Origin of the sequence: Shouchella tritolerans (assembly GCF_025770735.1) — a bacterium.
Classification (GTDB): domain Bacteria; phylum Bacillota; class Bacilli; order Bacillales; family Bacillaceae_D; genus Shouchella; species Shouchella tritolerans.
Window position 1 is genome coordinate 150,441 of the sequence record NZ_JAODPB010000005.1, and the last position, 20,658, is coordinate 171,098.

The following is a 20,658-nucleotide window of genomic DNA, read 5'->3' on the forward strand; positions in this document are numbered from 1 at the left end:
TCGTGCGTGAGCTTCTTTTTTAAGCACTTCTTTTTTCTTCCACAACCCGTCCTGTATCTCCTTCACCTAAAGCATGACGGACACGGACAGCAATAAAAGCAGCCAGTACTGCTTTTGCCGTATCTCCTGGAATAAAAGCGATATTAAGCATGAGCGCTTCGCTAATAGATGTGGCTGTCACTTGCGACAAGTACAGCGCCCCGCATCCATAGAGAAGAAACATTCCGACGATGATATTGACAGCCATTAGTTTCCAAACATTTAAGCGCTTGGCGTAAGTGGCATAGCAGCCGACTAGAAACGCAACCAGTATCCAGCCAAATAAATAACCGCCTGTCGGGCCGAATAAATGGCCGACACCCCCTCGCCCCCCTGACAAAAGCGGGACTGAGCAAGCGACAAGGAGAAGAAAAAGCATCATGGATGCTGCCCCCCGTTTAGCTCCCAAAATGCCGCCAGCTAGCATCGGCGCAATCGACTGGATCGTAATTGGTACTGGACCTATTGGGATAGATGGAACCACTCCCATAACCCCTGTTAAAGCTGCCATCATGGCAATAGCCATTTGTTGTTTTAAATTCATGCTTTCCTATTCCCTTTCGTTTTTCTTTTACTATAAGGAGATCCAATCTTTTTGTCAACCTATTAAACGAAATGGTTAACAAACGAACAAAGGGAAACTTGACTTTGTTAAAAGGCCTCGCTTATGATAAGGATAAATAAGGAACGGAGCGAAAAGAGGGTTGGTATGTGGCGTAAGCAGGAAGGGGCTCATACAGGGCTAACAGAATTGCCAAAAACAAACGCAACATCACAGCAAGCGATTGCGAAGACAAGCGTGCAAATGAACCGCGAACTTTATGAAAGTTTGCAACGAGGCGCCTTGCATGAGGCTTCGGTGCTTGAAAACGCAAGGGCAGCGGGCACGCTCGCGGCAAAAAAGACATCTTCTGTTTTGCCATATTGCCATTTTAAGCCGTTAACGGCGGTAGCTATTTCCTTTGATTGGAAAGTTGGATCAGGGGTTTGGGAGTTGCTGATCGAAGCGGAAGTAAAAGCACGGCATTCTACAACTGTCGATTCGGAAGCCCTGATGGCTGCCACGGTTACAGCGCTCGCGGTATTTGACTCTTGCAAATCCATTTCTCAAAGCATTGTTCTAGGTCCTTGTTACCTCTCAAGAAAACGTACATAAACAAAGCGAACCGTATATGGAAACGGTTCGCTTTGTTGGTAGCTTTAATCTGCCAACACGTTTAACGATTCACGGTTGAAAGCTGGCAAATCATCAGGTGTCCGGCTTGTCACCAAATTATTGTTGCAGACGACGACTTCTTCATCTTTAAATATGGCACCGGCATTTTTTAGATCAGGTACGATCGGTTTGACCCCTGTCACAGTCCGTCCTTTCAAGACATCCGCATTGATTAAAAGTTGTGGACCGTGGCAAATCGCCATAATTGGTTTGCCTGCCTGAGCGAATGCTTTCGTAAATTCGACAAAACGGTCATCCCCGCGAAGCTGGTCTGGCGAAAAGCCTCCAGGAAGCAACAAGGCGTCAAAGTCGCCCACATGAACATCGTCAATGCTTTTGTCAATTGTTACTTTTGCGTTGCCTTGCTTACCTGTCACCGTTTTGCCTGCTTCTTTTTCAATTGTGACCAACTCATGGCCTGCTTCCGTTAACGCTTCTTTCGGATCCGTGTATTCCACATCTTCAAAAAGATCCGTAATGAGTACAGCGACTTTCTTACCCATTTGTCTATTCACCCTTTCTCTAGCAATGTCTACTTGTGTCATACCCTGGCTGTTTTCCGATTAAACATGGGCACATACCATAAAAAAAAGAATCTGCATAGCAGATTCTCAGCCTGTAGACAAACGCTCGCATACTTCGCGTTTGTCTCGGGCATATGTTTACGAACTCCCGTTCTATTCGCATCTTCCCTCGCCCGCACTCCTCAGCTGACAAGCGTTTTTTATAGCCTGGGTAAGGTTAGACTTTGTCGACAATCTCAAAGCTGCGCTCTGAGCGCAGTTAACGGACTCCAAACAGCCGTTTTATTTTTGAAAACACCGTATTGCTTTCCTCAATCGCCATCAATGGGACTGTTTCCCCTAAAATTCTTCTCCCAATGTTGCGGTAAGCAATTGACGCTTTACTCGATGTATGTAGGGCAATGGGCTCGCCTTTATTCGAATGTTTAATGACCTGGTCATCATCCACAACGATACCAAGTAAATCAATAGCAAGGATAGAGGTAATTTCTTCCACATCTAGCATCTCACCATTTTTCACCATATGATTGCGTATACGGTTCACAATTAGCCGTGGGCGCTCAATATTCTCTTGTTCAAGCAACCCGATAATTCGATCAGCATCGCGGACGGCAGACACTTCCGGCGTAGTGACAACAATTGCTTTATCAGCGCCGGCAACTGCATTACGGAAACCATGCTCGATTCCAGCTGGACAATCGATGATGACATAATCATAGTCTTCTTTTAATTCGTTGACCAGGCTTTTTAACTGCTCCGGCAACACATCGGTTTTATCTTTCGTCTGTGCCGCAGGTAACAAGTATAAATGGTCAAACCGCTTGTCTTTGATGAGCGCCTGCTTTAATTTGCAGCGGCCTTCCACCACGTCTACCAAGTCATAGATAATCCGATTTTCCAGTCCCATCACAACGTCAAGATTCCTCAGGCCAATGTCTGCGTCGATTAAGCATACCTTTTTGCCTGATAGCGCCAGCGCCGTTCCAATATTCGCTGAGGTTGTCGTTTTGCCGACTCCGCCCTTGCCGCTTGTTACAACGATCGCTTCACCCACGCTCTCATCCCCCTTTTTCTTTTGTCAATCTAGGAAACGGCTTCCTTGTTGATTTCCGCTGCCACATCCAAAAGCCGCTGCACTCGTTCAATGCGAATGCTGCCGTTCGCCTCATCTAAAAAGGCTGCTTTCATATGATCCTCTACAGCCTCCTCCTTATCGACAAAATACAGCGATTCGTCTGCAATTTGTAACCCAGCAGGAGCCATCATTGCAGCACAAATGCGGGCATCCCGTTTTCCTTCAAACCCGGCATGAGCACGTCCTTTTAAAGCGCCCATTACATAAATGCTCCCTGTAGCCGTCAGGAGCCCGCCAGGATTAATGTCGCCGACAAGCAAGACATTTCCTTTGACATGGACGACTTGACCAGAACGGATCATTCTCGTTAAAGTCGTTGTTTGCGCATGCTCTTTCATCAATTGTGCTTCTTCCCAAGAAATCACACCAGAATCATAGTGCTCAATCCGCATATTGCGTCCTTCTGTGACAACCGCTTCTAGCTGCGCTTTGTCTTCCTCATTTAAATACCGGTTGCCCAAATCCATTTTAACGTAAACAGGCCGATCTTCTTCTCCACTTTTGTAATAATTGGCCGAAAGTTTGTCTGCAAGCTCATTTATTAATTCATCAAAAGAACAGCGGTCATCTAAAAGAAACGTCAACCCATCCTTTGTGCCTTTGATGGTGACGAATGATTTTCCACGTGTCATCCACGATCACCTCGGTACCTATCTCTTTGTCGTTTCGTTTCTATCAAGACTAGTTCCACACGATCCGCCAAACTCCTGCTTTAGCGCTGGCGAATGCGCGCTTGCTCTAAGACATGGGCAGCGAGTTTACGCACAGGGAGAACAATGAGGATCGCAAAAGCGCTGTTTAACACAAGTGTTGGCAAAAGCCGGTCCATAAAAAAGGTGCTCCCTTGCATTTCTGTTACGCCCAAAACATAAAATAGACCGTATTGGTAGTATTCAAATGCAAAAACAGCAACGATAGCGAGCACGACAGCCCAAAGCGCCGATTCCTTTACAGCTTTTAAAGGAATCGCAAGCGCATAGCCGAGGCAAGCAAAGCCAAACGTATAGATGCCAAGATAGTTTGTATAGACGACATCAAAGATTAGCCCGAATGCAAGCCCGTACAACAGCCCTACCTGCTTGCCAGAATAAAGGCCAATCAGCACAATAACGATAAGCGCGAAGCGAGAGACGACGATTTGGTCAGAGCCTGTGTAATTAAGAAGCAAATTAGGCAACAAGGAGCCTTCTACAACGAGTAAAAAGAGGAGAACGAGCGAAAAGTACGTTCTACTCATTCCGACCCACCTTCTTCAAGCAGCTCCTCATCCATAGACGGTAGATGACGCTGAACGATGAACACATAATCGAGTGCCGAAAAATCTGCTGTTGGGCGAATGTATACATTTTGAGAAAGACCATATTCGTCTGCTTCCGTATGGTCCACTTCTCCTATCAACAGACCAGCCGGATAGACATCGCCAAGGCCTGAAGTCGTTACCGTTTGTCCTTCTTCAATTTCACTTTCCACGTCAACTTTGCGCATGATCAATAAATCATTTTCTTCATCATAACCTTCGATGAAACCGACAGCCGTGTCCTCCTCGAGCACCACTTGTGCAGACACCCGATTTGTCGGATCATTGTCGCTAAGCAGCTGTACGTAGGATGTAAACTTGCTAGTCCGGCTCACTTTGCCGATTAATCCACCTTGCGAATCAACAACGGCCATGTCGGCAGTGACTTCGTCTGTTTGTCCGCGGTTTAAGCCAACGTATTGCTCCCAAGCATCTGGAGAACGGTTAATGACAACAGCAGGGATTTGATCATAATCGTTTAGCGTTTCGTCAATCCCAAGCATATCGACTAAACGGGCATTTTCTTCTTTTAGGAGGTCCCGTTCCACCGAGATTTGCGTATACTCTTCAAGCCGCGCCCGCAAAAGTTGGTTTTCGTTATAGACGTCAAAGATTTCTTGGATGTTTTCATAGATGCCGCCAACAAAATGGGCGGGCCGGGCAAAGACATTTTGCACCCACCCTATTGCATCACGCATAATTTGTTCCGGCTCTGACAAATCCCGATCCCGATTCATCGAGAATCCAATTAACGCCACTAGAATGATAATGCTCACCAGTAAGACGATAAGCTTTTTATTGGAGAAAAAAGACCTCATCCCTTACACCCTTACTTCCAGTCCGATCTTGTTTGGCTACTTGACTTGCCCCGGAACAAATGAATGTTTTCCAAAGCTTTTCCTGTGCCAATTGCCACGCAGTCAAGCGGTTCTTCAGCGACAATGACCGGCATATTCGTTTCCTCACTTAGGACTTTGTCCAAGTTGCGCAACAGCGCCCCTCCACCAGTTAAAACAATGCCACGGTCCATAATATCGGCTGCAAGTTCAGGTGGCGATTGCTCAAGCGTGCCTTTCACTCCGTCAATAATCGTTGCCACTGTATCCGCCAATGCATTGGATATTTCTTCGGCCGTCACCGTAATGGTTTTCGGCAACCCAGTCAACAAATCACGGCCGCGTATGTCCATCTCACCGTTTTGCTCGTCGTCGGAACTGGCCGAACCAATTTCCAGCTTCAACGTTTCAGCAGTCCGCTCGCCAATCAGTAAGTTGTATGTCTTTTTCACATATTGAATAATGGCATCGTCCATTTCATCGCCAGCGACACGGATTGACTGGCTCGTGACAATTCCTCCTAAAGAAATGATCGCGACTTCCGTCGTACCACCGCCAATATCAACTACCATGCTTCCCGTAGGTTCCCAGACAGGAAGGTTGGCGCCAATCGCAGCCGCAAATGGTTCCTCTAGCGTATAAGCTTCTTTAGCACCTGCTTGTTTTGTCGCATCTTCAACCGCCCGTTTTTCGACAGCAGTAATGCCTGAAGGCACACATACCATGACAGCCGGTTTTTTACTAAACATAGAACTGTTTTTCATTGCCTGTTGGATGAAGTATTTTAACATCGTCGCCGTCGTGTCAAAATCGGCAATCACGCCGTCTTTCATCGGGCGAACGGCAACGATGTTGCCTGGCGTACGGCCAATCATATTTTTGGCGTCATTTCCGACTGCTTGAATCGAATTTGTATCGGTCCTTAGCGCGACTACAGATGGCTCGCGTAGCACAATCCCTTTTCCTTTTGTATATACGAGTGTATTTGCTGTTCCTAAATCGATTCCAATATCTTTGCTTCCAAACATTTTATATGTACTGTCCGACCAAAATACAGCCGCTGTTACGCTGGCTGCTACCCCTAATGATCAAACAGAAAGCCTCCCTTTATTACACGTAGGTTCGTGTCTTTTGTTTTTTGTGTTCATAGTGTGAAACATCGCTTGTCATAATATGAAATCATACCCATTATTATATCGAATAACTGCAAAAAAAAATAGCCTTAAAGTTCCCCAGGCATAAAAATCTGTCCAAAGTCTGACACTCACGAAATCGTTGCTAAAAAACCACGTTCTTTTAGGCTAATAAAACAACCATCACCAACAATAATATGGTCGAGTAATTCAATTCCGAGGATGGCTCCAGCTTGACGCAAACGCTTGGTAACACTGATGTCTTCCGGGCTTGGACTTGGGTCTCCGCTAGGGTGATTATGGAGGCAAATGACGGAGGCAGAGGATGACTGAAGAGCTTCTTTAAATACCTCCCGTGGATGGACAATGCTGGCATTGAGGCTGCCAATAAAGAGCGTTTTTTGCTTTATCACATGATTTTTTGTATTTAAATACAATGCTACAAAGTGTTCTTGTTGAAGGCCGCGCATATCTTCCGAAACGAGCTCTGCCGCATCTTCAGGCGAGGAAATCACGGGTCTTACCAGCTTGGTTTCTTTCTGAATTCTCCTTCCTAGCTCAATCGCAGCAGACAATTCAATTGCTTTAGCCAAACCAATGCCTGGCACTTTTTGAATTTCTTCTAACGGCGCTTCACTGAACATCGCCAACGTCGGAAATTTGCTTAATAACGCGGACGCTACATGCAGCGCCGAGCTTTGCTTCGTGCCTGTCCGAAGCAAAATCGCGACAATTTCTTGATTTGACAATGCTTTGGCCCCTTCACGGATAAACCGTTCCCGCGGGCGTTCTGTTTGCGGAACATCGCGTATAAGCAACGTCATAATCCAACTCCTTTTAACCGATATTCGGATAGATATGAAATGTTTCCAGCGCTTTTGCTGTTTTTGAAATAGGTAGCCCCGCTACTGTATAAAAATCCCCTTCTATTCGCGAGACAAAAATGGCGCCAAAGCTTTGAATTCCATATGCCCCAGCTTTATCGAGCGAATCGCCTGATTGCAAATAGCGCTCTAACCGCTCTGGTGTAATTTCATCGAACGTCACTTTGGCGGCATCGGAAAAAACATGTTCTTTGTTTCCGTGTAGGATGGCGACGCCTGTATAAACCGTATGGGTGCTATTCGACAATTCCATGAGCATCGTTTTTGCTTCTGTCAAATTCGCTGGCTTGCCTAAATGCTTGCCATTATGGACAACAATTGTGTCCGCCCCTAGAACAACCGCATTTGGATGATTAGCTGCGACTGAAGCCGCCTTTCGCCTCGCTAGCTCTTTTACAATGGTGTCATTATCCCATGATGGGTCAAACGTTTCCTCTACATTGCTTGGTTGGGTAAAAAATTGATAGTGGCATTGCTTTAAAAACTCGCTGCGCCTCGGGGAACTTGAGGCTAATAGAAAGGTATTCATGAAGTCACCTCTACATCGTTTTTATCTAGTGTACAGGTTCTTCGTTAGTTTACCAAATCGTGTACGTGAAAGACAAGACTGTTTTTTACAGGATTTCTTTAGAGAGAATGTAAATGGAGGGAGCGTATAAGTGTGCCAAACACCCGCCTTCGCCTTAAGATGAACGATTTGTCGCCACTGTAGTTGAAAACGCTCTCCTCCAGTAAATCGAGCCGCTCGCAAACAAGGAAACATATCGGCGCGAGCAGCATCGATGGCTACTGATTTCGATTGATAACGCCTGGCAGGCGTATCATAACCGATTGGAAAACCAATCTGCTATCGCATTGAGACGTTCGATCCGCAAATTCGGTTTACCACTTCTTGACAGTTCATGATTAGCATCTGGGAAACGGATAAATACAGTCTCTTTCCCGTGCTTTTTCAATGCAATAAACAATTGCTCTGCTTGTTCAATCGGACAGCGATAGTCTTTTTCACCGTGCAAAATAAGCAACGGCGTTTCCACGTTTTCAACGTATTTGAGTGGGGAATGGGCCCATAGCGTTTCGATATCTTGCAAATCTGCTTTTAATTGCCACTCCGAAAAATAGTAACCGATATCGCTTACGCCATAAAAACTAATCCAATTGGATATCGAGCGTTGCGTAACAGCCGCTTTAAACCGATTCGTATGACCAATAGCCCAATTCGTCATAAAGCCACCGTAACTTCCCCCAGTCAGACCGATGCGGTCCTGATCAATCCAGCTATGTTGTCCAATTGTAAAATCAAGGACGTCGATTAAATCTTGGAAGTCCCCTCCCCCATAATCGCCACGGACCGCATCAGCAAACGCTTGCCCGTACCCAAGCCCACCACGGGGATTGGTAAACAGCACGCCAAACCCTTTCGCGCATAATAGTTGAAATTCATGAAAATACGTACGTGCATACATTGCATGGGGACCGCCATGTACTTCTAAAACAAGCGGGTACGTTTTTCCTTCTTCAAATCCAATTGGCTTCATTAGCCAACCTGCGACAAAACTGCCATCTTCCCGTTTATAGCAAATTTCTTCAAGTCCGCTAAACTCGTACGTACGCCGCGGTTGGTCATTGAACGCCGTAAGTTCATGAAGCGTCCCAGTGGCAAGTTCAAGCCGATAGGCCTCGCTAAGCTGTTTGACGTCGCTTATCGTAACAATCCCTTGGCCATTTTGAATATCGAATCCATTTATGTGACGCTTTTCATGCGTCACCTGATTCACTGTGCCGTCGAGGCTAAACGACCAAACATTCACATCGCCTTCTTTTGAAACAAGCGCATAAAGGGACTGACCATCTTCTCCCCATTTCAACCCATTTGATCCAATATTCTGCAAAAAATCCCCAATCGCAACGTCGCCAATGGACGCATCAACTTGCCTAGAAAGCAAACGGATCTCTTGCTTTTGGCAATCATAGACATACAACTTCGTCAATGTCGCGTTTTTGTATTCTCTATCATGGCCTAAGAGAGCGACATAAGAACCATCAGGCGACACGGATCCGCTTTGCACAACCATTGGCTCCTTTGTTATTTGTGTTTTTGCTCCCGTCTCCAAGTCAATAAACCAAACATCGACCGCGAAGGTAAAATCATTGTTTTCGTCATGGTTGCCAGCAACAAGAATAGCACGTCCATTTGCTGAAAAATCAATTACATTTACATCAGCAGGACTATCTGTTACCCACTCCCACTTTTTTGTGGCCATGTCCACTACGCCAATTTGTTTCAAGCTGCCATCAAACAAGCCTCTCTCGTCTGACTTATATTTCATTGCCTCTATTACTAACGGTTTTGGCCAATCACTGCTTTTCCCTGTTTTTTCAGTCTGTTTATAAGCAGTAAAGGCAATTTTGCTCCCATCAGGTGACCAAAAAAACGAGTTAACACCATTTTCGACATCCGTCAGTTGTTCAGCTTCCGCCATGCCTTGTTTAACATAGACTTGCATTTTCCCAGTCCGGTTCGAGAGATAGGCAAGCGCCCCAGTTGAGGACCATTTTGGTGAAATATGCTTATCGTTCCCAAATGTCCATTGAGAAACGTGACTACTTTTTTGGATGTCCACTCCATAAATATTGGCTATGTAGTCATTTTTTTGCTTGTCCATTTTTGTGACAACCATTGCAGCACTTTTGCCATCAGGCGCTAAAGCTGGGCTTGTTACCGTTGTTAATTCATATAATGTCTCTGCAGATACGCGGCTTTTCATCAAAGCATCCCTCCTGTTTACCATTATAAACAGAAATTTCGAGTATAGAAAGAATAATAAGGAGTAAAACGCGTCCGGCGTTTTCTAGCAGTCTGAATTTATTTCCTATGGACAACCTTAAGAAGAACGCTTCCAGGCGTTCTTCTACTGTTTGATCGCAGCAATGGCATTTTCATAATCGCTTAATGCCTGCAAAAGTGCTTGCTGTGTTGCCCATAATAGTGGTTCCTCTGCTTTTTCTTGGTACGATTCAAGGTTCACTGTCGCTTCAGAAAGAGCATCACTCATCGCCAATGCGAATGGTTTCGCTTCCTCACCTAACTCATCAAATGCCCCATCACGGTTGGAACGTAGCTCTGCTACCGCTGTATTCAACTGCTGAAGTTGTCCTTGGTTTAAAGGAGAGTCATCAGCCGCTAACAACTGGCTGGACGACAAATCTGCGAGAGCGCTATACAGAGAATAAGCGTCTGTGAACCAAGCGGCAGCTGCTTCTCCGCCAGCTTCAGGCACGCCTCCTTCGACTGTATATGTTTTCACATAGACATCTTGACCTGCTTTTGACACAAGCGCACCAAGTTCTTCGGCACGGGAACGATCGCCAGCAACGCCAACAAACATAAAATACGGCTCCTCCTGGCCGATTAATGTTGCCGGCAGCCCTTTGGCCTTTGTTGACTGAATCACTTGCTCCTCTTGTCCTGGCTCATCAAATGCTGCGCCTTGAACAACATCAACTTGCATTGTCGGAAAAGCAACCTGCCCACTGGCGGTAACCGAGACCGCTTGCGGTGTCTGATCTTGGGCAGGGCTTGCAATGACAAATTGGTATAGAACAGCCCCTAGTCCAACGCCGACGACAATCGCTGACACAACAGCAGCTACTATGTTCCATGGAAACGCTTTTGCCGTCCAGTTTATAGGACGCTTCCGTTTTTTCGGAGGCAGCTTTGGCGACTTTGAACGGTTGCCATCATCCCAAAATCGTTCTTCTTGTCCGCGCTCTTCCCGTTTTCTGTTTAAATCAATAACTTTGTCCGGCTTCGGCAAAAATTCATCCTCACCGCTGCTTTCTTTTATCGCTTCTTCTTCCGGTTTTTGAAAAGGCGTCCCATCCCATGTCAATACTTCCAGTGGCGGGTTTTCTTCTTGTTCACTCGTTTTAGCGGGTGTCTTTTTTGGCGGCAGTGGTTCGTTGTGATCAAAGCGAAAAGACATTGTTTTTTTGTTGTTTTCCATTTTTTATACACCCCTCTCTGCTTTTATTTATATGAGGCTTGTCTATTTTTAGAACGATCAAATCCCAGCGACAAAATAAACAAGCAATGCTGCTGCGCTTATAAATGGCGCAAAAGGGATTGCAGTGCCTGGTGCAAACTTTCCTAGCACCATTTTCGCTCCTACAAATAATAAAGCCAAACAGGCAGAACAAGCGAGCATAGGTAAAAACAGCTTTGACCCGAGCACAAAAGCAAGCACGACAAATAATTTCAAGTCGCCACCGCCCATGCTTCCATTAAGACACGCAGCTACGAGCATAAGAAGCATAACTGTTGTACTGATCGTACTAAGCCACGAAAATGGTACCGGCACGACAAACAAGCGCAAAAAAACAAGGGGAATGGCAAAAAACAACAACACCACATTCGGGATTATCATCCGGCTATAATCCGTCATCGACACTAAAAGAAGCATCGCAATGAGAAGAATGGAAACAACCAATTCAAGGCGAAGACCTATCAAAAGCCAGGCAAGCAGATACAAACAAGCGCTGGCCATTTCGATAAGTGGATAGGAGATTGAAAGAGGCATTCGGCAATGTTTGCATTTACCAGATTGGATGACATACGACACAATGGGAATCAACTCAGACGGCCCTAATACACGGCGGCAGCCCTCACAGCGCGACCGTCCCAAAAAACTTAAGCGCAGTGGCACCCGTGTTGCCGCTACATGGAGATAAGAGCCAATTAGCCCTCCACAAATAGCAGCATAACAGGATATGACGAGAGACATCTTCCACCTCTCCTTCCTTTTCGTCTTCGTTTTTCGACGAAATTAGCCTGATTCCTGCAAAAATGTTTCAATTTTCTAGTGCAATTCGCCATGTTTCACTCGTGTTAGACGAGCCGCAAATGAAGACCTGCTGTATTGTAGGTGTGATCACATGCCTTCTTTGTGAGAAGCCAACGATTGCCGCACGGCTGAAATAAAATAAAGCGATCCTGTCACAACAAGGACATCCTCCTCGCCAAGGTTTTCCATCATCGTTTTGAGCGCTTTTCGCCAATCAGCTGCTACCCGCTTTCGCTTGACTGGTGCTTGTTTGAATAGTTCTTCAGCATTGGCAGCACGGTGGAAATTAAAGCTTGTGAACGAAAATGCCACTTCAAGGCCGCTTGTTGCAAACGACTTTAACAACACATTCATGTCTTTTTCTTTTGTAGATGCAAGCAATACGTGGATGTTCTTGTCGCTAAAACGTTCTTGTAATGCAGCTGTTAGTGCTAAAAAGCCTTCTTCATTATGAGCTCCGTCTAAGACGACTGGTGGATCAACTTGGAGAATTTCAAACCTTCCTGGCCATCTTGTGTTGGCAATCCCGATTGCCTTAGCTCCCTTTCCGACCTTTCGCTTCAGTGAATCGCTTAGCAAAGAAGCAGCTTTAAGGGCAAGCGCAGCATTTTTATGTTGGTGTGCCCCATAGAGCCCGGCTTGATAACAAACCCCTTCCTCGCCCTTTTCCTCTTTGTATGTAAACGTTCGTCCTTGTAGGCTCTCCACAAAAAACGTTTCATTTAACTGGTGCAAGGGGCATCCCTTTTGGCGAGCTGTCTCGGAAATAACCACATACGCTTCTTCTCCTTCAACTCCTGAAATAAGCGGAACGCCTTGCTTAATAATGCCCGCTTTTTCATGGGCAATTTCCGCAAGTGTATCGCCGAGAATGTGCATGTGGTCGTGACCAATCATGGTGATAATAGATAAAACAGGCATCACCACATTGGTTGAATCGAGTCTGCCTCCTAGACCGACTTCAATTAAACAAATGTCCGGTTTAGCGACTTCGGCAAAGTGGTAAAACATCATGGCCGTCAGCACTTCAAACTCTGTTGGCGACCCGAGGTCAGACTGTGCCACTTCCTCTACAATTGGCTTTAGGCGCTGGGCAGCTTGAAGCAAGTCATGATCTGAAATGGGCACACCGTTTACAGAAATACGCTCTGAAAACTGTTCAATGTAGGGCGATGTAAACGTGCCGACTGAAAAGCCGTCCGCTGTAAGGATGTGGCGTAAAAAACTGACAGTCGAACCTTTTCCATTGGTGCCAGCGACATGTACTGCCGTTAGTTTTTGTTCTGGGTGGCCTAATGCCTTAAGCATCCATTCCATCCGCTTTAATCCTGGCTTTATGCCAAACGGCAATAGCGAATGGACCCATTGTACTGCTTCTTCTGCTGTTTTCATTTCGATCCCCGCTTTCAAAGTCAGTCTGTTTTAAAAAAGCCCAGCGAACGGCCGCTGGGCTAAAAAATGCGTTATGCCTTCAATTCAGCGATGCGCTCAACCACCGTTTGCCGCTTCGCTGCATAATCTTGCTGTTTGGCTTTTTCCTCTTCTACGACGTGAGACGGCGCCTTTGCAAGAAAGCCTTGGTTGTTTAGCTTTTTCTCGATCCGTTCAACTTCCTTGTTCAACTTATCCAGTTCTTTTTCTAAACGGGCCACTTCTTTATCTAAATCAAGCATGCCGGCCAACGGCAAGAATAGTTCCATTCCCGAAAGTGCATGGGACATAGCTTTTTCCGGTGTAGCCAAGTCGACCGCTATATCGAGTGAACTTGGGTTGGCAAACTTTTCAATATAAGCGCCCCCTCTTTGCAGCCGTGCCGCCATTTGTTCGTCTTGTGGGCGGATCTTTAGCTCAATTTGTTTGCTCATTGGCACATTCAGTTCCGAGCGTGTTGTCCGGATAGCGTGGATAAGCGATTTGAGTGCTTCCATATCTTCTACAGCTTCCGCGAAAACAAGAGATTGATCGTACACTGGCCAGCTGGCAACTGTAATCGATTCGCCATCATGAGGAAGATGCTGCCATATTTCTTCCGTAATAAACGGCATAAACGGATGGAGCATACGCATCGTTTGGTCAAGGACATAGGCTAGCACAGAACGAGTTGTCTGTTTTGCTTGCTCATTTTCCCCATAAAGGGCGAGCTTTGCCATCTCAATGTACCAATCACACACATCGTCCCAAATGAAAGCATAGAGTACTCTTCCAGCTTCGCCGAATTCATAAGCATCAATTAATCGAGTAACCGATTCTACCGTTTCTTGCAAACGCGTTAAGATCCACTTGTCAGCAATCGACTTTTCTTGGCTAATATCAATGTCGCTATAAGAGAAACCATCCATGTTCATTAAGGCAAACCGGGAAGCATTCCAAATCTTATTGCCAAAATTCCAAGTCGACTCGACTTTTTCCCAGTAAAAGCGCAAATCGTTTCCAGGTGTGCTGCCTGTCGCTAAAAAGAAACGTAAAGAATCGGCGCCATACTTGTCAATAACCTCTTGGGGATCAACGCCATTGCCAAGAGATTTGCTCATCTTCCTGCCTTCAGCATCACGAATCAGGCCGTGGATGAGCACATCTTTAAATGGCCGCTGCCCAGTAAAGGCTTTGCCTTGGAAAATCATACGCGATACCCAGAAGGCAATAATGTCATAGCCTGTCACTAACACATTCGTCGGGTAGTAACGCTTGTAATCAGGCGCTTCCTCGTCAGGCCAGCCCATTGTTGAAAAAGGCCAGAGTGCAGAGCTAAACCAAGTATCAAGGACGTCCTCATCCTGACGCCAGTTTTCGCTGTCGCGCGGAGGCTCTTTGCCAACATAAATTTCGTTTGTTTCTTTATGGTACCAGGCTGGAATTTGGTGACCCCACCACAGCTGTCTCGAAATACACCAATCACGGATGTTTTCCATCCAGCGTATATACGTTTGTTCAAACCGTTGCGGCACAAATGTCACTTTTGTGTCAGCTTGTTTTTGAAGCTTCAATGCCTCTTCTGCCAGCGGACGCATCTTCACAAACCACTGTGTTGATAAATATGGCTCTACTACAGCGCCGCTACGTTCTGAATGGCCGACAGAATGGAGATGGTCTTCGATTTTGAAAAGAACTTGTTGTGCTTGCAAATCTTTGACAATCTGCTTCCGGCACTCGAAACGGTCCATTCCTTCATACTGTCCCGCTTTTTCATTCATCGTGCCGTCTTCATTCATAACAAGGACACGAGGCAAGTTATGGCGGTTGCCAATTTCAAAATCATTTGGATCGTGGGCAGGTGTAATTTTGACAGCGCCAGATCCAAATTCGCGATCTACATAATCATCGGCTATGATCGGGATCTCTCTTCCTACAATTGGCAATTTGACCATTTTTCCGATCAAATGCTGGTACCGTTCATCATCAGGATGTACAGCTACAGCTGTATCGCCTAGCATTGTTTCTGGCCGTGTCGTAGCAATTTCGATTGAACCGCTTCCGTCGCTAAGGGGATACCTCATATGGTAAAACGCCCCTTGGACGTCCTTGTAAATGACTTCAATATCAGACAGAGCCGTTTTTGTTTGCGGATCCCAGTTAATAATATACTCGCCTCGATAAATCAGCCCTTTGTTATATAGACTGACAAACACTTCTTTTACCGCATCGGACAGCCCTTGGTCAAGGGTAAACCGTTCCCGGCTATAGTCGACGGAAATGCCGACTTTTGCCCATTGCTCCCGTATAAACTTAGCGTACTCATCTTTCCACTCCCACGATTTCTCTAAAAACGCCTCGCGGCCAAGGTCGTATTTTGAAATGCCTTGTTCCCGGAGTTTCCCCTCTACTTTTGCTTGTGTGGCGATGCCAGCATGGTCCATTCCTGGCAGCCACAGCGTGTCATACCCTTGCATTCGTTTCGTCCGTGCCAGGATATCTTGGATTGTTGCATCCCAAGCATGCCCTAGATGAAGTTTGCCTGTTACATTTGGGGGCGGGATGACAATCGAGTAAGGTTGTTTGTCAGGGTCACCTGTTGCCTCAAAAAATCTTCCTTTGAGCCAATACGTATACCATTTTTTTTCGGTTGCGCTTGGATCATATTTGGTTGGCATCGAGTGCTGTTCTTCCATGTTTTATCCTCCTTCACGTAAAAAAACCCCCGTTCATCTCAAAGGACGAAGGGAGTGTTCGCGGTGCCACCTTTGTTCACGGCATACTTGTATCCGTGCAGCTCGACTTTTTTGTAACGGTCAAAAACCGATTCCGCTTACTAAGATTCGTTCAGCGGAACAGCTCACAGGCGACGTTCAAACGCTTGTAGCCTAGGAAACTTCCAGCCTTGGTTTCCCTCTCTTTAGGCACAGCCATTTTACTCTTCCTGCTCATCGCTTTTTATAGGATATGTCCGTATTTTACCGTTTGCCAGAGCAATCGTCAATAACAGCTTTGCCGGATAAGTGTTTTTTATACGATGGCTTTCTTGGAGCACGCAAATAAGCAATGTTTGCATAAACTATTGCAAACCATTCACAGGAGGTCATGAACATGGCTAAACGGTTTCGGGGCTTCCCGCCTCCTTACCCGCCAAAAGGCCCACCGAAAAAGGGGGGCGGGTTTAAAAACATTTTGCTCCAAGTGTTGCCGCCTATTATTGTTTTCCAACTTCTGCGTACGCTCTTTTTTCCGACCACGTTTGATTTGATTGTGTTAACCGTCATTATTGTTTTGTTTTTCTGCCTCTTCCTGCGCATTTTTTAAAGTTGCTGTAGCGTGTGGTGGCGGTGGCAAGGCTACCGGCATTTGCCGATCTTGCGCTTGTTCCTGTTGTTCCTCTAACACGTGCTTAAGGCGCCTTGCGCCAAACCAGCCGACAATAGACAGCACAAGGAACAACAGGCTACTCGGGAAATCCAATGTCACTGTAAGAAGCCCATCCCAAAGCCTCATCGCTGTAAAAAACAGCAACACAGCGAGCAGCTCACTAGCGATACCAGCCACTTTCCAAATTTTCGCGCGTTTTTTTTGCTTTGTGCCATGCACCATATAGATGCCAGCAAGGCCAAAAACGGCGAGTAACACGAGGGGAAACAATGAAAATTTTGTCGCTTGCACAGTGGAATCAAAAAAGCCAATAAATTGGACGATTGTCTGGACAGCAAAGGCACCCGCCAAAATGAGCATGCCTGTTGCGAGCGCTTGGGCTACTTTCAGTTTTGCTGGCTGTTTCGGTATACCTGAAAGTCGTTTTTGACAATAAGCAGCAACACTGTGTTTTTGTACATGAAGGGGGAGGCCGTGCTGTTCTAGCTCAAGCCATTCAGCAATGATTTCAGCGAGGACTTGATTCGCCTGCCGCGAAGAAATCGGCGCTGAATAGATATAATTCGATACTTCTTCAAAAAGAAGCTGGTTTTCTTCGCTTAGCTTCTCTGCTTTCGTTCTTATATCGTTTGCGCGCAACATGTTGCCCACAGCTCATTGACACCTGCCTTTGCTCCTCATGGTTGTATGATTAAGATCTAGACTCTTTCATTTAACAGGAGAGCGGATTGTTTTTCAAGCTTTAACATTGCAGCACAGCATTACCGTAAAAAAGAATGCCCCCCATTGTGAGCCAGGTTGCCAAAATGAATAGCAATCTGTATTCCATGAAGCATGTTTTTTGTTTATTTCTTCTGGCAAAGAAAAAGCCTTCAGCTTTCGCTCTGAAGGCTTATGCTTCCTTTTTTTCTTCGGCTGGCGCAAGTTTGGAAACAAAGCGCTGGACTTTGCGCATGGCAATGATGCGCTTCTCAAGGCGGCGGACATGTTCGAGTTCGTTTCCGCCGTGCCTATAATCGCCAACCGCGTAATAAATCGGATCTGGATACAATAAATACGCACAAAGGAGGTGTTTTTCAGAATCAAGCAATGGCAAATGTTGCTCGTAACGCTGCAACCAACGGAACACTTCATCGTCTTCCCATAATGCATAAGGAAAGCTGCGTCGGCAAAAGCTGGCTAAGTCCCGTGCTGGTGTGTCTAAACTTGCTTGTTCAAAATTAAACAACAACAGTTCGTTTGTTTCCGTCGCCATTGCATGGTGGCGAGAAAGCCTTCCATGTGTCAGCACGCTTCTATAAGAGCTTTTTTCTAATGTTGCTTCGTACCATTTTTCCAACTGATTGCGCGCCCCTTCAGCAAGCTGCTCCAGCAAGCCGTAATGGGTTAAAAACGTTAGCTCAAAGGGCGAAATATAGCGATTCTGTTCGGCTTGATCCGCAAAACGCGACATTTCTAAGAAATGCCTGTCCCAACGGGCCAACAGCCGTTCACATGATCCATCAAGTAACTCTTTTACAGCTGGCTGCGTCTTTACCGTCAAGCGGTGGATGACACCAAGATGATCTGCAATTGCTTCTTCAATCGAGATGCGGCTATGATATTCAACCTCATTGACCCATGGCATTAAATAATAGCTTTTATCCCCGGCAAAAAGCGTATACTCGCCAAACTTTGTTGGCAAAACAGGAATAAATTGCTTAAAACGGAGCTTTGTCAATTTGCGGATCGCATGAACAAATTCATCCGCCCGCATTCGGTCAATATCCGTCTCCTTTAAAGCAAACATGCCTTGGTCCGTCTCTACACGGATTAACTTCTGTCCAACTTGCTCGATTGCTCTTGGCTGTAAATCATAGTAAAACAAAATCGCTTCATAGAGCGGATTCATACTTTCACCCTCTTTTCATCTAGCCAACTAGCAAATGCTGAAACAAAATTCCTTGTTTTGTCCCAATCAGAAACAGCATGTTTCACTATCTCTGCCAGCTCTTTGTCGCGATTGCCTGACGCATACGCCAACAACGGGTCAAGCTCATCCACTTGCAGCCCTTCTGCTAACAGTGCTTTTTTTTCTGGCGTTGTCAGTGCTGCTTGTGCATCCAATGCATCGAGCAACGCACAAAACGATTCTTGTCCATGTTCAGCGTACCAGTTCTTTAAAAAGCGCATCATTGAACCGTATCCTACTTCAGGAGGCTTAGTCGTTCCTTTCACGACAAGCATATGAAAGAGGATTCCAGACTGTTCAGGCGCCTCGATCCGATCCATTACCGGTTGTTTTTTGTGTTCCTGCGCTAGTTTTTCAGCTTTTGACTGGCGCTTCTCAGCTTCCTTCCACAATCCTTTTACAATCTTTCTCTGTTCAGGTTCAAGGTTTGGCAGAAGGCACTCCAGTTCTTTCAAAGGTTTGGCCCTTTCTTCCCTGTTTTTGCTTTCCTTTCTTCCGCTCGCTACCATCGCTCCTAATAGCGTGCCCCACTGCTGTTCATAGCCTTTTTGCAAACAGCTAGGGGCAATGTGGTCGTGAACCGTAATGTACCGGCCATCCACTTTTATAAAAGGCTTTCCGTCTTTTGTACGAATCATGCGATCCATCAAGACGGTTGGCGTGACGCTGCAACTGTCACGCCAATTTGTATGCCAATCCAATAACGCTTTATCTTGCCAGTATTCAAGCCGTTTTGTCCCATGGTCTGTCAATAGCTGATTGTTTTCGAGAGTGGCATCTACAAACCCGTAGCGTGATTTCAATTGTTCAATCATTGTCTGCCTACTTCGCTTTCACAGGTATATAGAGAATTTGCCCTTCTGATACCTGTTCATCAGCTAAATTGTTATAGCGCGTCAACTGGCTTGCTGACAGTTCATACCGCTCCGCGATCGTGTCAAGCGTTTCATTTTCTTGAATGATGCACATTTTCCACTTTGTAAATTGCTCGACTTCATTTCTGAGCATGCTCGTCAAATACGTCGCATTTTCTTCTCGCTCTCCTTTTTGATCTGGTTCTTCAAGTGCTTCTTCTAATTCTTGTTCATCGGCCGCTAGCGCTTCTTCCTGCTGCTGAGATTCCTCATAACGATCCTCTTCTTCTACGTCTTCTGTCGCCACTTCCTCTGTCGTTTCCCCAGACTCTTCTATCTCTTGCTCAACGTCCAGTTCATTTTCCGTTGATCTTGGCAAAACCGGTTCAGAAGGAAGTGATGTTTCATGTTTGTTTTCAAGTGCTTTTTCAAAAGCAGCAGAGATGTCCAACACTTGCTCTCTATTTACTTGAGGATTTTCTTCGTTAGCTGGCGCTGTCTGTTGCTCATCCGATTCGTCTGTTGGCTCTTCCCCCTCACTCTCCTTGTAAGCAGTGAAAGAAAAAGCCGTTTCCTCCGCTTCTTCAGCTTCTTCTTCCTGTTCCAGCTCACGGTCATCTGTATCGACTTCCAGCTCCTGCTTTTCCGATTTCATGCCGCTAATGCTGACGTCAGCAGTCAATTGGATGCATCCTTTTTCTGGCAGGTCATAGTCAAAGCTGGCAATTTCCACGAAAATATCATCAATATGTTGAATTCTAGCCATCGGGATTGTGATATCAATTGGAAACAAATGTTCAATTTCGCCAATTTCCCCTTCATGCTCAACCAATTGCCCAGATTGGCGGAAATCGCTCAAGTCAGCAAACGATTCTCCATCATCAATGCGCTTTTCTTCTTCTACACCACGGTCAATTTTGTACTCACCAACAAAACGTAGTCCACCCTTAATTGTTACATGTTCGCCGTCTTGATCGACAAAGATCTCTGGCGTTAATGTCATGCCGAGAATTTCGTCAATTTGTTGCCCTTGGTTCAGCCATACGGAATCTTCTATGGAAAAGGTTAACGTCGATGATTGCTCCTGCGCCACTCTAATTCCCCCTTCTCAAATGTCCTAAAAAACGTTGTACACTATAACGTTTATG

The 20,658-nt window shown here is 45.8% G+C and carries 20 protein-coding genes and 1 other annotated feature; of the genes, 2 read left to right on the forward strand and 18 right to left on the reverse strand.

The features are described 5' to 3' along the window. Positions 1-19: 19 nt before the first annotated feature. Positions 20-583, reverse strand: a complete 564-nt coding sequence (locus N6H06_RS16940) for a biotin transporter BioY (RefSeq protein ID WP_062749573.1) — start codon at positions 581-583, stop codon at positions 20-22. A gap of 165 nt (positions 584-748) precedes the next feature. On the opposite strand from N6H06_RS16940, the gene N6H06_RS16945 reads away from it, so the two are divergent. After that, complete coding sequence (locus tag N6H06_RS16945) at positions 749-1,195, forward strand: cyclic pyranopterin monophosphate synthase MoaC (protein WP_062749575.1); 447 nt, start codon at positions 749-751, stop codon at positions 1,193-1,195. Between the two features lie 44 nt (positions 1,196-1,239). On the opposite strand, the gene N6H06_RS16950 is transcribed toward N6H06_RS16945, so the two are convergent. The 13 genes from N6H06_RS16950 to N6H06_RS17010 form a co-directional block, all read right to left on the reverse strand. Then, positions 1,240-1,758, reverse strand: coding sequence for a type 1 glutamine amidotransferase domain-containing protein (locus N6H06_RS16950; RefSeq protein ID WP_062749577.1), 519 nt, complete (start codon positions 1,756-1,758; stop codon positions 1,240-1,242). Between the two features lie 280 nt (positions 1,759-2,038). Next, positions 2,039-2,833, reverse strand: a complete 795-nt coding sequence (minD, locus tag N6H06_RS16955) for a septum site-determining protein MinD (RefSeq protein WP_062749579.1) — start codon at positions 2,831-2,833, stop codon at positions 2,039-2,041. 29 nt (positions 2,834-2,862) lie between these two features. Continuing rightward, positions 2,863-3,546 (reverse strand): septum site-determining protein MinC, encoded by a 684-nt coding sequence (minC, locus tag N6H06_RS16960; protein ID WP_062749581.1) that lies wholly within the window; start codon positions 3,544-3,546, stop codon positions 2,863-2,865. A gap of 80 nt (positions 3,547-3,626) precedes the next feature. After that, positions 3,627-4,151 (reverse strand): rod shape-determining protein MreD, encoded by a 525-nt coding sequence (gene mreD / locus N6H06_RS16965; protein WP_062749583.1) that lies wholly within the window; start codon positions 4,149-4,151, stop codon positions 3,627-3,629. After that, positions 4,148-5,029 (reverse strand): rod shape-determining protein MreC, encoded by an 882-nt coding sequence (gene mreC, locus N6H06_RS16970; RefSeq protein WP_062749584.1) that lies wholly within the window; start codon positions 5,027-5,029, stop codon positions 4,148-4,150. Before mreC ends, mreD begins: the two co-directional genes overlap by 4 nt. 11 nt (positions 5,030-5,040) lie before the next feature. Continuing rightward, on the reverse strand, positions 5,041-6,075 hold the full coding sequence (locus N6H06_RS16975) for a rod shape-determining protein (protein ID WP_062749586.1): 1,035 nt from the start codon (positions 6,073-6,075) through the stop codon (positions 5,041-5,043). Between the two features lie 236 nt (positions 6,076-6,311). After that, entirely contained in the window at positions 6,312-7,004 is a 693-nt protein-coding gene (radC, locus tag N6H06_RS16980; protein WP_062749588.1) for a RadC family protein, read from the reverse strand. Between the two features lie 13 nt (positions 7,005-7,017). Beyond that, a complete protein-coding gene (locus tag N6H06_RS16985) occupies positions 7,018-7,593 on the reverse strand; it encodes a Maf family protein (protein ID WP_062749590.1) in 576 nt (191 codons plus the stop codon). Between the two features lie 292 nt (positions 7,594-7,885). Next, a complete protein-coding gene (locus tag N6H06_RS16990) occupies positions 7,886-9,832 on the reverse strand; it encodes a S9 family peptidase (protein WP_263707571.1) in 1,947 nt (648 codons plus the stop codon). Positions 9,833-9,976: 144 nt separating this feature from the next. Further along, positions 9,977-11,071, reverse strand: a complete 1,095-nt coding sequence (locus tag N6H06_RS16995; protein WP_263707572.1) for a hypothetical protein — start codon at positions 11,069-11,071, stop codon at positions 9,977-9,979. A gap of 57 nt (positions 11,072-11,128) precedes the next feature. Beyond that, positions 11,129-11,848: a prepilin peptidase gene (locus tag N6H06_RS17000; protein WP_212954004.1), complete on the reverse strand. Its 720-nt coding sequence runs from the start codon at positions 11,846-11,848 to the stop codon at positions 11,129-11,131. A gap of 147 nt (positions 11,849-11,995) precedes the next feature. Continuing rightward, positions 11,996-13,300 (reverse strand): bifunctional folylpolyglutamate synthase/dihydrofolate synthase, encoded by a 1,305-nt coding sequence (locus N6H06_RS17005; protein WP_263707573.1) that lies wholly within the window; start codon positions 13,298-13,300, stop codon positions 11,996-11,998. 71 nt (positions 13,301-13,371) lie between these two features. Then, on the reverse strand, positions 13,372-16,014 hold the full coding sequence (locus tag N6H06_RS17010) for a valine--tRNA ligase (RefSeq protein ID WP_263707574.1): 2,643 nt from the start codon (positions 16,012-16,014) through the stop codon (positions 13,372-13,374). Between the two features lie 38 nt (positions 16,015-16,052). Further along, positions 16,053-16,279 (reverse strand) — a binding site (T-box leader). A 150-nt stretch (positions 16,280-16,429) separates the two neighbouring features. On the opposite strand from N6H06_RS17010, the gene N6H06_RS17015 reads away from it, so the two are divergent. Beyond that, positions 16,430-16,642: a hypothetical protein gene (locus tag N6H06_RS17015; protein ID WP_082808386.1), complete on the forward strand. Its 213-nt coding sequence runs from the start codon at positions 16,430-16,432 to the stop codon at positions 16,640-16,642. Here the strand turns inward: N6H06_RS17015 and N6H06_RS17020 are convergent. From N6H06_RS17020 to spoVID, 4 genes are all read right to left on the reverse strand, one after another. Then, positions 16,592-17,356: a hypothetical protein gene (locus N6H06_RS17020; protein WP_212954006.1), complete on the reverse strand. Its 765-nt coding sequence runs from the start codon at positions 17,354-17,356 to the stop codon at positions 16,592-16,594. The two genes, N6H06_RS17015 and N6H06_RS17020, sit on opposite strands and share 51 nt — an antisense overlap. Positions 17,357-17,597: 241 nt before the next feature. Continuing rightward, positions 17,598-18,596, reverse strand: a complete 999-nt coding sequence (ysxE, locus tag N6H06_RS17025) for a spore coat protein YsxE (protein ID WP_062749603.1) — start codon at positions 18,594-18,596, stop codon at positions 17,598-17,600. Beyond that, positions 18,593-19,471 carry a hypothetical protein gene (locus tag N6H06_RS17030; RefSeq protein ID WP_263707575.1) on the reverse strand — a complete coding sequence of 293 codons (879 nt, stop codon included), beginning with the start codon at positions 19,469-19,471 and terminating at the stop codon, positions 18,593-18,595. Before N6H06_RS17030 ends, ysxE begins: the two co-directional genes overlap by 4 nt. 7 nt (positions 19,472-19,478) lie before the next feature. Next, complete coding sequence (spoVID, locus tag N6H06_RS17035; protein ID WP_263707576.1) at positions 19,479-20,603, reverse strand: stage VI sporulation protein D; 1,125 nt, start codon at positions 20,601-20,603, stop codon at positions 19,479-19,481. Positions 20,604-20,658 lie beyond the last annotated feature (55 nt).